This window comes from Gracilibacillus suaedae, assembly GCF_017599345.1.
Taxonomy (GTDB): domain Bacteria; phylum Bacillota; class Bacilli; order Bacillales; family Amphibacillaceae; genus Gracilibacillus; species Gracilibacillus suaedae.
The window spans coordinates 63711-76800 of sequence record NZ_JAGFVL010000006.1 but is presented as its reverse complement, the minus strand read 5'-3'; the positions used below and the strand labels follow the sequence as shown (position 1 = coordinate 76800).

Sequence of the window (13090 nt, the reverse complement as noted above, 5' to 3'; positions counted from 1 at the left end):
TGTATGAACCATTTTACAATTGATTCCGCTTCTTAATCACATCAGCGTATACCGCGATAAGGATAACAGTACCTTTTACAATGTATTGCCAAAAAGAGCTGACTCCCATTAAATTGAGACCGTTGCTTAAAACACCGATGATAAGCGCACCGATTACTGTTCCACCGATCTTCCCTGAACCACCTGCCATACTTGTTCCACCCAATACAACTGCGGCAATCGCATCTAACTCCGCCATATCACCTGCTGTCGGCTGGCCAGAGAACATTCTCGAAGATAAAACAATCCCCGCAACACCTGCCATCAGACCGCTAAAAGTATAAGCAAGGATCTTGATCTTCTTAATATTTATTCCGGCAAATTTAGCTGCTTCTGGATTACCACCAACCGCATACATATATCTTCCTAGTTTCGTTTTATTCATTATGATATAAGCAATGATAAGAATAATGATTAAATAAAGGACAGGAGCTGGCAAAAATCCGCCGATATAACCAGAACCAATGTTATTGAATGAATCTGACATAACCCTTACCGGTTTTCCATCACTAAAGACATAGGCTGCTCCTCTGGCAATATTCATTGTCGCTAAGGTGACAATAAAAGGAGGAATAATCGTAGTGGCAACCACATAGCCGTTAAATGCACCGAAAAGCATGCCGACTAACAATCCTGCCGCAACTGCCACCCAGACAGGGAAACCTAACATTGCAATTAATAGCGTTGTTACAACGCCCGTTACTGCAATAATAGAGCCTACCGATAAATCGATACCTCCTAAAATAATCACCATAGTCATCGCTATCGCTAAATACATGTTGGTAGAGGTTTGTCTTAATACATTCATGAGATTGTTAGAAGACAAAAAATCAGGATTCACAATCGAAATAAAGATACATAATACAATTAATCCAATTAAAATTCCCATATTTTCTCTAACAAAACCCGTAACAGCATGACTGATTTTAAACCAGATCGATTCTTTACCATTTTCATAAGTTAATGGAGTCATCTTTTCCCACCTCCTGTAGCGTAATACATGATTTGTTCTTGTTTGATTTCTTTTCCGTTTAAAATATTTCCGACTTTTCCTTTATACATCACCACTACTCGATCACTCATGTTAATAACTTCTGGTAATTCGGATGAAATCATAATGATCGAAACACCTTCTTCAACCAGCTTTTGCATGATGGAGTAAATTTCAAACTTAGCGCCAACATCTACTCCTCGTGTTGGCTCATCCAGAATTAATACATCTGGTTTCGTCGCAAGCCATCTAGATATCAATACCTTCTGCTGGTTTCCACCACTTAAATTTCTTACCGTCTGCTTCGCATGGGGTGTCTTGATATTTAATTCATTAATATAGTGATCTACCTGCTGCTGTTCGACTTTATCGTTTACACGTAAGCCTTTTATAAATTTATCGAGGATTTTAATCGACATATTATAATCCACTGCTTTAGACAGGAATAAACCCTGATCCTTTCTGTTTTCCGGTACATATGCTAGTCCTTGATTCATCGCATCATTAGGCTGTTCAATTTTTACATGCTTGCCATTCAGCAGAATTTCCCCGCTATCATAGTCATCAATACCAAATATACACCGCATTAACTCTGATCTTCCTGCCCCTACTAAACCTGAAAAACCTAAAATTTCACCTTTCTTCAAATCAAAACTAATATCTTCGATGACACCTTGCTTAGATAGATGATGAACCTCTAATACTGTTTCGCTAGTCTCCCATCCTTTTTCACGATAATAGATATTGCTTAAGCTTCTACCTACCATCATCGCTACTAATTGATCATGCGTTGTTTCCTTCGTCTTGACAGTTCCAACATATTCACCATCCCTCATAACAGTAATGTGATCGGTAATCTCAAATAACTCTTCCATTCGATGGGAAATATAAATGATCCCTACCTGTCGCTTTTTTAAACTGCGAATGGTCTGGAATAATGACTTTACTTCTTTATCTGTTAAGGAGGATGTTGGTTCATCCATCACAATAATTTTCGCTTCGAATGATACCGCTTTAATAATCTCGATCATTTGTTGTTGCGCTACCGTCAATTCTCTAATGATCGTTTTCGGATTCAAATCCAGACCAAAATCTGCTAGGTATTTTTTCGAATCCACTATCATTTTCTCCAAATCAACAAATCCACTTTTAGTTAATGGTTCTCTTCCTAGATAAATATTCTCTGCAATCGACAAATAAGGAACGAGCACTATTTCTTGATGAATAATACTGACCCCATTTGCTTGAGCATCCGTAACCTTCTCTATTGTTACTTTCTTTCCATTAACAAAAATTTCACCATCATCCGGCTGATAGATCCCACCTAAAACTTTAATCAATGTTGATTTCCCAGCACCATTCTCTCCTAACAATGCATGCACTTCTCCAGCTTCCAGCTGTAGCCCAGCTTCTTTTAATGCGTTTACTCCTGGAAATGACTTGGTGATTCGATTCATACTTAATAGCTTTGCACTCATACCATCACCTCTTTTCTAGATCTTGTTTAAGCAAAACTGAGAAACCCGCTCAGTCTTTATGACTAAAAGCTAAAGATTTACCATTTCTCTAGCATCCATGATGAAATACTTGAATAACTTGACCACCACTCCGGCTGCCCACATCCCTTCCGCGGGTTTACTTTTTCGAGCAAAAACCGCTCGAAAAAGTGGATCTTTAAGTCAAACAATTCCCACAGGAGTGGAAGTGGGCGACCTTCGCTTTATACCTGTGCTACAACATTTGTAAGACCTAGCAACATGGTTTATTATCCCAGTGGAAATGCAATAGATATAACATGAGAAATCACTAATAATGGTTAAAACCAATTTCGTGAACTCGCCTAGTTTCTTGCGCTTGGAGATAGACAAGAACCCGATTGTTTGGTAAACCTGCTTTATTTATTGCCAGCTGTCTAACCCATATTCCTCCACATTCTCCTCGTTAATTAGAAACGTATCTACCGGTGTTCTCTCTTCGTAATCTTCACCATTTAAGATTTGATACGCAACATCGACAGACATTTCACCGATTGAAATCGGGGATTGAGCACCTGTACCTACAAATGGACCGCCTTCTGCGATCGCAGCTTTTGCATCTGGTGAACCGTCTACACCGTAGATCGCAATATCTTGTATATTATTGGACTTTGTCGCTGCTAAAGCACCTAGTGCAGTTGGATCATTCCCGCCCATTATCGCAATGATGTCAGGGTGTGCCTGCAAAATATCTTCCGTAATATCAAGCGCAGTTTCCAAATCACCTTTGGCATCCTGTTGGGCAACAACTTCAAAATTATGTCCTTCAATTGCTTCCATAAATCCTTCAATACGATCATTAATCGAGTTCATCGTTGGACTGTCTAGAACCGCTATTTCACCGCCATCAGGAAACCTTTCAACTAAATCTTCACCTGCTACTTTTCCTGCATTTTTATTGTCAGACCCTACATATGCTGTCACATATTCAAAATCCTTAACTTCGGTATCATAATTAATAATTGGGATATCTGCTTCTTCTAACATCGCTAACGCTGGTCTGATTCCTTCCCAATCAACCGGATTCAGAAAAATTGCATCAATATCTTGAGCAATCATGTCCTCAATCTGATTAATTTGTAACTCAACCTCCATCGCTGGATTGGTTGTAATTAACTCATCACCATTTGCTTCCACTTTTTCTCTAATGGCCTCCTCTAAGACTTGAAAAAAAGGATTGTTTTGTGTCATGGAAGTATAACCGAAAGTATAGCGATCAGAGTTCTCTTCGCCAGCTTCATTTCCCGAATCATTCTCTCCATCACTTTCGGTCTCCTCATTACAAGCAGCTAACAACAAAACGAATGAGACCGATAATAACAACAGTAATAAGCCTTTCTTTTTCATAGCTTGACCTCTCCCTTATCCATTTTTTAATCAATCACATCATGTGATTATTAACGTTATCCATCCTATTGTAAGAAGGTGTCACATATGACAAGTTCTACTCCTGATTGCTCTATGGCTTTTTTCTGATTGTCTGGTGGTACTTTCTCTGTGAAAATTCGGTGAATATCGTGTAAATTACCGATTTTGTGAAGATAATTTTTTTCAAATTTAGAACTATCTATGAGAAGATTAACTTGATTTGATTGTTTAATCACTTTTTGTTTTATTTGAACTTCTAAGCTGTTCGAGTTTGTAAACCCCTTCTCTACAGAAAAACCTGAAGCAGATAGAAATACCTTATCAAAATATAAATTATCTAGGTGAGACTGGGTAATTGGCCCAACTAAAGATCTCGTAGATTCTCGATAGATACCGCCTAGCAAAATCGTTTCTTTGTTCGAATCATGAATGTCTGAAACAATATTCACTCCATTTGTGACAAGCGAAATCACCAAACTACTTGATAAATAACGGGCGAAATGTGGAGTTGTTGTGCCAGCATCAATAAATATAGAATCACCATTTTGAACATATTGTGCTGCAACATAGCCAATCGATTGTTTTTCTTTAACATGTAATACATTACGGCGATTAAAGGTAATATCCGTATTAGCAGATAAGATAGCGCCTCCAAATATGCGTTTTGCTAAGCCGTATTCTTCTAATTTCTCTAAATCTCTTCTAATTGTCATTTCTGCTACATTAAATTTTTGGGATAATTCATTTACTTTTACATCATCTTCTATTTTTAATAGGTTGTAGATCTTGTATTGCCTTCGATTCAACGATTTTTCCATATATATTCCTCACTTTGTTCGTTATTGTTTAAATCGAACATTTTTAAAACATTATGTATAAGGAAGAGAAAATATACTTGAAGGATATTAAAAATCATTCTCTGTTTTGAATTGACGATGTAGTATAAGTTATAAATTTACAATTAATTTTTTACACTTTTTTATACTTTTCTAGTTAAATTATTTATACCTCCCACTTATTTTCCTGAACAAATAATGGACCGACAAATTATTGCCGATCCATTAATGCTTACTAGCGTTATTCAAAATATCGTACAAAACATCATTCGTTATGCCAAAAGTAAAGCGGTTATCCATTATAGAAACGAAGAAGACTATATCGTCTTTATTGTAAAAAATGACATCAATCTAGATAGCTAAGTTGCCGCGAAAAAAGGATTTATGCGCTTCTATACAGAAATTACTAGCAGAACAAATACAGAAGCAAGTGGGACTGGTCTGTATTTGTCTAAAAAACTGGTGGGAGAAATGGATGCAGAGAGAGATTAATAATGATTGGTTTATTCTTCAAATCCATCTTCCCATTAATAGAATTGAAACTTAATTATTCGGGCGAATGTGTTCGAGAATATTTAGCGTGGAAAGGAATTAACTGAATGTAGTGAGGATAAATTGATTATAAAATTTGACTAAAAGAACCATGGATCAAAAAATCTATCTAATTTGTGATTTTTCACCATCTATAGGCACCTTCACAAGTATTAGCCTCTGGTTCATAATAGCAATGTTGTTTGTATTGCCCTGTAAATGGTTGACCATACCATGAAGAAGGACATTCACCATATGGATTAAAATACCAAAGCGCATGTTTAGAAGGATGCTCTCTCCAGTAGTCTAAGGTTTTTTTAGCTAAACGCTTTTCTACACTTCTTGCTCTATGATAAAAAACGTTTCCCTTTTGTACTGCTTCAAATGAATAATTTCCACCTTGTACTTGATAAATGACATTCGGTATGGTCCTTAAACCTTCAAAATCTAAACAGTTAGCTTTTAGTCTATTTACAATTACATTACCAACCATAAGCATCCCTAGTTTTCCTTCACCTTCTGCTTCTGCTCTCATCATCCTTGCCATTAAAGCTACGTCACTGTCTGTATATTTTACTCGTGCCATTTTCATCACCTCTAAGAGAATTGTATGAGAAAATCCTGTAAAAATGTAGACTTTATATAATAAGTTAAGGATTTTAATCAATCACTTAGATAAATTGTTTGAAGGAGAGATACTTGAAAATCTTGGATTCACATTTACATATTATTGACATGAAATTCCCATTAAGAAAAACTGAGCAAAATTTCGCTCAGTCCTTATTACTAAATGCTAGATCTGTGATCCTCTAGTAGCCATGATGAAATATATGAACCGTATGACCACCACTTCGGCTGCCCACTTTCCTTTCCGTGGGGTTTGTCCTTCAGCTAACTTTTTCGAGCAAAACCCGCTCAAAAAAGTGGATCTTCAGGTCAAACAATTCCCACAGGAGTGAAAGTGGGCGGCCTCCGCTAAGATCTGCTCTACAACGCTAGCATGAAGTAATACGGTTGCTTTTATAATGACAAATAGCAATTTTCACTTTGTCCATTGTAAAAGTCAACCTATTACTTATGACAAGGGTTGTTGCACCTCTTCATAGTGGAGACTCCTGGGGGAATAGCACGAGCCGAAAATCCACTTTGCAAAGTTAGTGGAGGCCGTGCCCGTGGAAAGCGAAGTAATTAGTCGGAGCTTTGACAATATACATCAAACATTTCAACATAACTACTTCGATTAACACGGTCATTGCGCTGATTTTATACTTTCTTTCCTTTTGAAGAAAAACCAAGGATTTTTCTCTAATGCTTTTACCAGTCCAGATTATCTTCGCATTTCAAAAAAACTTAAATGTGATTCAAAATCTTTTCAAGGACGCAAGGAAGAGCAGATAAAAAAGGTTTTATATAAAATGCTGAATTGATATATATAATAGATATTTACCCCACCTATTTTGATCAGCTATATTCAAATATGGTGGGGCTCTCTTGGTATATAACAATTACTTTTGGACTTGAATTTTTTGTATAATTTGGTCGTAGGCTTTTTTATCTGTGAAAGATTGAAGTGAGATAATCTTAATTCCGTATGTTTGAGATTTCACTTCTTTTTCAAGTTGTTGGTGGCAAATAATTACGTCTGTTCCGGCAGGTATTTCATTTATCGCGGCATTTTCAACTTCTATATCCAATTGCGCCTCTTTTAATTTCTTGTGTAACAGTCTTGCCCCCATAGCGCTAGATCCTAGTCCTGCCTCACATACAAAAACAATTTTTCTTATGCTACGCTGAGGTGTAATACTTGCCTTTTCACGCATAATTGGATCTGTATTATCATCTTCATTTAAAAGAATGCGATCCATCGTTTGTAACTTATTAAATCCAAACAAAGCGCTTTTACTATCTGAAGCAGAAGGTGAATATACCGAGTCTTTCACTAAAAAAATACTAATAAGAAACGAGACCAGTGTAGACATTAAAACACCTATGACAATATAAAGCATATCTTCTCTCGGTGCTAGCCCAATTACAAAGAAAATACTACCTGGTGATACAATTGACGTTAAGCCGACATAAAACTGCTGAAAGAAATATACGCCAGTCATGCCACCCAACATAACAGAAATTAGCAATTTAGGATTTAATAATACATAAGAAAAATACACTTCATGAATACCGCCTAAAAAATGAATAAAGGAAGCTAATTTTGCACCTTTTTTGCGATCTCCCTTCGTTTTCATCCAATAGGCTAATAATACACCAAGACCAGGACCAGGATTTGCTTCTAGTAAGAAAAAAATAGATTTTCCCAATTCTTTTGCTTGGTGAATACCTAATGTCCCAAAAACACCGTAATTTAAAATATTATTAAAGAAAAATACTTTTGCTGGTTCAATAATAAATGAAGCTAATGGTAGGTAAGGAGAGTAAATAATATTTTCTATTAGTAGAATGGTCCATTCAACCCCGCTCGAAAAAACTTGCCCAATATATAAAAAACATACAATAGATAACACTATAGTGGGAATGGCTAAAATAATGTTACTAATTAACAGTTCATATCCTGTTATCGGTAGCTTCTTTTTAATATGGTCATCTGTACACTTAACAAACCAACCTGCTAAGGGACCTATTACCATTGCTCCTAATATGGCTGGCGCTGAACTGGCGAGAGTTAAAGAAAAGGTAAGCATGGAGGCCACTACCCCTCCTCTTTGTCCACTTAATAACCTTCCACCAGTATATGCAATTAACACCGGTAATAAAGTATCATAAATAGGATTAACTAGTAATAAAATTTGATGATTGTACCACCAACCATACACTCCAAATATTTCACGTATCACTCCAACCAAAATAATGACTAAAATATTTTGAGCAATCATCGCACTTACTAATTGTCCAATTTTTTTCATGATTGATAGCCTTTCATGATCTCTTTAGCTTTTTTCTCATAAGCATTAGATAAAATAAATTCGATCACTTCTCTCACTTTCTGCTCGTTTTTAGAATGTAAAACATCGATAAATTCCTCATCAGCTAAAGCAGCACTTATTTCTGTAATCATTTTCTTGTATTCTGGTAAGACTTGTTTAGGAGTTGCTAATATCAAAACGGTTTGAATCATTTCATCGTGCCCAGTATCATCCAACCAAGGTGAAGACTGTTCCAGATGAAATACACCAACGAACAGTCCTTTGACTCCAGCTGTTTTGGCATGAATCATTGCAACTTCATCTAAAACAAAACCACCCAATTTCTCACGTTGCGATAAATCACCTAATAGAAGTTGTCTATCACTAACCATTTCATGATCTTTCAATTGATCTACTAACGATTCCAAACTTACCTTTTTGGTTGCTGAAAAAGCTGTAATATATAGATAATTCATGATTTCCACCATTGCAGCACCATACCTAGCTAAGGAATGCACATTTTCTTTGATATTGGGCTTTGTATACGTATGTTTTTCTAGCATTGCAATACTGTTTTTAATATTTTTTTGATCATTTTCTGTTAGAAATGGGCTGACAACGACCACTTTGCCACGCCTTACTCCTTTAGGCAGTTCTATCGTAGAAATTATGAAATCTACTTCTAAATGATCATTAGACATGGCCTGTAACTGTTGCAATGAAACTATATCTTTAATATTTAATTCAGGCATTGCTTTCGTTAAATTAGTAGCTAAATAAGCAGATGTTCCTAATCCACTGGCACAAATAACAAGGACATCGTATTGCTGTAGCCTTTTTTCTTCCACTCTGATTTTCGAAGCTCCGATATGCATTGTTAAATAACCAACTTCACTTTCAGGGATTTTTATGTTTAATTTTCCTTCAAGAAAAGAACTCGCCATAATACAAGCTTGAAATACTTCAGGATATTTTGTTTTTATACTATCCAGCATCGGATTATGGATTTGTAAACCATATTTCAAGCGATTAAAGGCAGAAGCGAAATGAGCAATCAGTCCGTCTCTTAATACTTCATCTCCCTGAAGAGAGGAGTGTAGATGCTTTTCCGTTTCATTAATGAATAAATCGGTTAATTCTATCCATGTTAATTCCTCATTACTATTTGTCACAATATTTGTCTTTGATACTCGTGCACCTGCCAAATGTAAAGCAATATACTCAATTTCAATCTTAGGAATAGGTAAGTTAAATTGTAGCTCCAGCCTTTCGACAATTTTATCTGCTAACTCGTAAAATACTAAATCTTCCTGATAGGATACAGATAAATGATCATCGTTTACGAAGTTGCCAGACCTGACTCTTTCTACTGTTAACAGTATATGAACAATCAAATTAACGTAATTTTTATCGGTTAATTCGATGTCATTATATTCATACAGCACTTTGCGTACTATCTGTTCAATGGCGTTAATATCACCTTTATCTGCTATTTTTAATAATCGGTTATAAATCATATTATCCATTAATGAATTGACTCCATCATCTTTATTTACTCCATGAAATAACTGTAACCACTCCTCAAAAGCAACGTCTTTATGAAGTAACTTTGATAAATAATTCCTCCTTTTCTGTTCAGATGCCTTAACATAAATGCCGATACCTGGTCGTTTAAATAATATAATATCTTCCGCTCTTAGTTTTTCTTCAATTTCACTTAAATCACTAGCAATGGTTGTTTCTGTAACATCATATTGTCTTGCCAAAGCGTATTGTTTTATAGGTTCTTTCGAAGTCAACAAATCATAAATAATAGCCACTCTACGATCAGGAATACTATATATGGATTTCACCTTCTGTTGATGTAAAAACTGCTGAAATTGTTCCTTATCGTTTTGCTTGCCTATTAGTTCAATCCCGACTCCCGCTTTACTCCTAATCCTTAAATAGAATGGCCTTAACTGTTTTTTAAGTTTTGACATTTCTCGTTGTATTGTACGCTTACTGACATTTAATTCTGATGCAAGGTCGTTATACGATAGGTTATGATCTGACCTCAGTAAGATCTGTAATATTTGCTTTTGTCTAAAACTAAAGCTAGGTAGGTTCATTAGCCATCCTCCTTACTTGCTTTCTATCTATCATAGCAAGGGGAAGTATAGAAAGCTATGAAAATTTAAGCGCTTCCTTTTTATTCTAGGTTGGTATGATATTGTTCCATTTCTTCATCTGATATATTACTGATTTCTTTTAAAACAAGAATCAGCCATTCAAATAAGAATAATTGAGCTTGCTCAAAAACAGCTCCCATTGGCTGCAGCGACTGACGATTGCTAATCTCATCCTTCATCGTTTGTGCTTCAATGACTATAGCTTGCGTAGCATATGCTACTAAAGAAGATGTCTTGTCAGCAGTCATATAGACAACCTTTGCTCCACTATTCTTAACTATCTTTAATAGCGCATCAACTGTAGACAAGTAACCCGTTCCGGAGCTCGTAATAAATAGATCTTTTTCTGTGATTCTAGGTGTAGTAACATCCCCTACCATATGAACATCAAAGCCTAAATGCATAAGTCTCATGGCAAAAGCCTTCAACATTAATCGTTCTCTTCCTAAACCATAAATAAATATTTTTCTGGCCTGTAAAACATGTTGTGCAAACATTTCAATGTCTTCCTCATTAATCGATAAAAAAGCTTTCTTAGCTTCGTCGACAAGAGTTGTACGTTGTTTCATACTCACCATTTGCAGGTTACCCCCATTCGATTACATGACTGCTTCCAATAATTCCAAAGGATGGCCAACCTCAAGATATACACGCTTTTTCTCCGTCGATTCGTTTCATCTGTATGCCTAATATCAAAGCATACAGAAAAGCGTGCATCGGCTTTATTACATCTCTGCTCATTTATTGCTCATCCTCAATAAAACCATTTGGATAAATCATTATTTTAATACTTTCTTCTTTATTGGTACGAGCTTTTTCCATGGCAGCTTTTGTAGCCCGCAGCTCAAATCGATCCGTAATTAAATCATGCATATTAACAATTTTTGCTGAAAGAAAATCAATGCCCTTCGGATACGTATTGGCATAACGAAATATTCCAGCGATATCTATTTCATTATCTGCTATAAGCGGGACATTTAAAGGTATTTCACTCTGAGGTGGAAGACCAACAATTGCCAGTTTTCCTCCTCTCCGTACAGCAGCTAATGCCGTTTGTAATGCTTTTGAATTTCCGGCTGTCTCAAACGCTATATCCACTCCTACCCCATTAGTAATTTCACGAATTCTTTCATCAGGATTTTCTTCCTTTACATTAATAACATAATCCGCTCCCATTTGTTTGGCAGCTTCTAATCTGATCGGAGCAAGATCCGTTACGATAACCTGCTTTGCTCCAAATGCTTTAACCGCTGCTACTGCAGTTAATCCCACTGGTCCCATGCCCATTATCGCAACCGTTGAGCCTGGCTTAAGCTTTGTTCGGTTAGCAGCATGAATGCCTACTGAGAAAGGCTCATTAAAAGCTCCTTCTTCAAAACTTAAATGATCCGGAATTTTATAAACAAAATCTTGTCTGTGCTTTATATATTGTACAAAAGCACCATCAATGGGTGGAGTCGCTAAAAATTCTACGGCCGGACATAAATTATATCGTCCCTCCTTACAATGCTCGCATGTTCCACAAGTAATACCGGGCTCGATAGCTACTCGATCCCCAATCGATAAGTCTTCTACTTGTTCACCTTTTTTCACTATAACCCCTGCACACTCATGCCCTAATATAATTGGCTTCTCCACCACATAAGGTCCAATTCTTCCGTGCTCGTAGTAATGGATATCAGAACCACAAATTCCTACTGCCATCACTTTAATTAACACTTCATCAGCCGCTATTTCCGGTATAGGTAATTCTTTGATCTCGATATCAAAAGTCTTATTCATCACTGCTGCTTTCATGGTTGAGGGTATGTCTGTTATACGTGACATTACACATTCCTCCTATAATATAGTTATTTTACAGCTCCCATTGACAGTCCCTGCACAAGATATTTACGTACTGCTAGTCCTGCCACTACCATTGGAGTAATAATCACAGTACCAGTTGCCATTGCTTGCCCCCAAGCAATTCCTTGTTGTGTAATTAACATAGATGCAGCAACAGGAATTGTTTGTGTACGATGTCCTGAAAAGATAGAAGCAAACATAAAATCATTCCATGCAAACATCAAGCATAATATGCCAGTTGCAACAAGTCCTGTTGTTGCTGTAGGAATGGCAATCTTTAAAAAAGCCTGAAACCTGCTACACCCATCGATCATAGCTGCTTCCTCAAGTACTTCAGGAACTTCCTTAAAAAAGATCATCATCATCCACAAGGCAAAGGGCAAATTAAAGGTTGTGTAGGCAAAAATTAAACCTGTCATCGTCCCTACTAAATTTAACTGTGTAAAAAGCAAATATAGTGGTAACATCACCGCAGGAATTGGAGCCATTCTTGTGCTAATAATCCAGAATGCTATATGCTTAGTTTGCTTAAATTGACCTCTTGCAAGTGCATATCCCCCAAGCGCTCCTAATACTAAGGAAATCGCTGTAGAGGAGACAGCCGCCACGACACTATTTCGTAAATAATGAAGAAAACCTCCACTCTCTGAAAACATATATTGAAAAGTGTCAAAATTCGGTTTAAATAAGAACTTAGGCGGCATGGAAAACATCCCTGCTTGTGTCTTCAAAGAAGATAAAACCATCCAAATAATTGGGACCAACGCCCATGTAAGTCCTATCAAAACAACTAAATATAACAGAGTGTAAGTTAACACCTTTTTCTTACTTTTCTGTTTCATCATTTTTATCCTCC

General features: G+C 36.4%; 11 protein-coding genes. 1 reads left to right on the top strand and 10 read right to left on the bottom strand.

What is annotated here, in order from left to right; genetic code table 11:
* Positions 1-13: 13 nt before the first annotated feature.
* From J5J03_RS00645 to J5J03_RS00630, 4 genes are all read right to left on the bottom strand, one after another.
* On the bottom strand, positions 14-1012 hold the full coding sequence (locus J5J03_RS00645; protein WP_208585618.1) for an ABC transporter permease: 999 nt from the start codon (positions 1010-1012) through the stop codon (positions 14-16).
* A complete protein-coding gene (locus tag J5J03_RS00640) occupies positions 1009-2508 on the bottom strand; it encodes a sugar ABC transporter ATP-binding protein (protein WP_208585617.1) in 1500 nt (499 codons plus the stop codon). The genes J5J03_RS00645 and J5J03_RS00640 overlap by 4 nt, the downstream gene beginning before the upstream one ends.
* 420 nt (positions 2509-2928) lie before the next feature.
* On the bottom strand, positions 2929-3912 hold the full coding sequence (locus J5J03_RS00635) for a sugar ABC transporter substrate-binding protein (RefSeq protein WP_208585616.1): 984 nt from the start codon (positions 3910-3912) through the stop codon (positions 2929-2931).
* 65 nt (positions 3913-3977) lie between these two features.
* Complete coding sequence (locus J5J03_RS00630) at positions 3978-4751, bottom strand: DeoR/GlpR family DNA-binding transcription regulator (protein WP_208585615.1); 774 nt, start codon at positions 4749-4751, stop codon at positions 3978-3980.
* A 216-nt stretch (positions 4752-4967) separates the two neighbouring features.
* On the opposite strand from J5J03_RS00630, the gene J5J03_RS00625 reads away from it, so the two are divergent.
* The gene (locus J5J03_RS00625) at positions 4968-5132 is read left to right on the top strand and encodes an ATP-binding protein (RefSeq protein WP_208585614.1); all 165 of its coding nucleotides are present in this window, start codon (positions 4968-4970) and stop codon (positions 5130-5132) included.
* A gap of 313 nt (positions 5133-5445) precedes the next feature.
* On the opposite strand, the gene J5J03_RS00620 is transcribed toward J5J03_RS00625, so the two are convergent.
* The 6 genes from J5J03_RS00620 to J5J03_RS00595 form a co-directional block, all read right to left on the bottom strand.
* Complete coding sequence (locus J5J03_RS00620; protein WP_208585613.1) at positions 5446-5886, bottom strand: cell wall hydrolase; 441 nt, start codon at positions 5884-5886, stop codon at positions 5446-5448.
* Positions 5887-6805: 919 nt separating this feature from the next.
* Positions 6806-8218, bottom strand: a complete 1413-nt coding sequence (locus tag J5J03_RS00615; protein WP_208585612.1) for a PTS transporter subunit EIIC — start codon at positions 8216-8218, stop codon at positions 6806-6808.
* Positions 8215-10329 carry a BglG family transcription antiterminator gene (locus J5J03_RS00610; protein WP_208585611.1) on the bottom strand — a complete coding sequence of 705 codons (2115 nt, stop codon included), beginning with the start codon at positions 10327-10329 and terminating at the stop codon, positions 8215-8217. Before J5J03_RS00610 ends, J5J03_RS00615 begins: the two co-directional genes overlap by 4 nt.
* Before the next feature lie 80 nt (positions 10330-10409).
* On the bottom strand, positions 10410-10967 hold the full coding sequence (gene hxlB / locus J5J03_RS00605) for a 6-phospho-3-hexuloisomerase (RefSeq protein WP_208585610.1): 558 nt from the start codon (positions 10965-10967) through the stop codon (positions 10410-10412).
* Between the two features lie 163 nt (positions 10968-11130).
* Positions 11131-12216, bottom strand: coding sequence for an NAD(P)-dependent alcohol dehydrogenase (locus J5J03_RS00600; RefSeq protein WP_208585609.1), 1086 nt, complete (start codon positions 12214-12216; stop codon positions 11131-11133).
* 23 nt (positions 12217-12239) lie between these two features.
* Positions 12240-13079: a carbohydrate ABC transporter permease gene (locus J5J03_RS00595; protein WP_231710535.1), complete on the bottom strand. Its 840-nt coding sequence runs from the start codon at positions 13077-13079 to the stop codon at positions 12240-12242.
* Positions 13080-13090: the final 11 nt, after the last annotated feature.

Coding starts and splice junctions, on each gene's coding strand:
- J5J03_RS00640 (WP_208585617.1), bottom strand. CDS start 2,508: ATGAGTGCAAAGCTATTAAGTATGAATCGAATCACCAAGTCATTTCCA.
- J5J03_RS00595 (WP_231710535.1), bottom strand. CDS start 13,079: ATGATGAAACAGAAAAGTAAGAAAAAGGTGTTAACTTACACTCTGTTA.
- J5J03_RS00645 (WP_208585618.1), bottom strand. CDS start 1,012: ATGACTCCATTAACTTATGAAAATGGTAAAGAATCGATCTGGTTTAAA.
- J5J03_RS00620 (WP_208585613.1), bottom strand. CDS start 5,886: ATGGCACGAGTAAAATATACAGACAGTGACGTAGCTTTAATGGCAAGG.
- J5J03_RS00625 (WP_208585614.1), top strand. CDS start 4,968: ATGGACCGACAAATTATTGCCGATCCATTAATGCTTACTAGCGTTATT.
- hxlB (WP_208585610.1), bottom strand. CDS start 10,967: ATGGTGAGTATGAAACAACGTACAACTCTTGTCGACGAAGCTAAGAAA.
- J5J03_RS00630 (WP_208585615.1), bottom strand. CDS start 4,751: ATGGAAAAATCGTTGAATCGAAGGCAATACAAGATCTACAACCTATTA.
- J5J03_RS00610 (WP_208585611.1), bottom strand. CDS start 10,329: ATGAACCTACCTAGCTTTAGTTTTAGACAAAAGCAAATATTACAGATC.
- J5J03_RS00600 (WP_208585609.1), bottom strand. CDS start 12,216: ATGTCACGTATAACAGACATACCCTCAACCATGAAAGCAGCAGTGATG.
- J5J03_RS00615 (WP_208585612.1), bottom strand. CDS start 8,218: ATGAAAAAAATTGGACAATTAGTAAGTGCGATGATTGCTCAAAATATT.
- J5J03_RS00635 (WP_208585616.1), bottom strand. CDS start 3,912: ATGAAAAAGAAAGGCTTATTACTGTTGTTATTATCGGTCTCATTCGTT.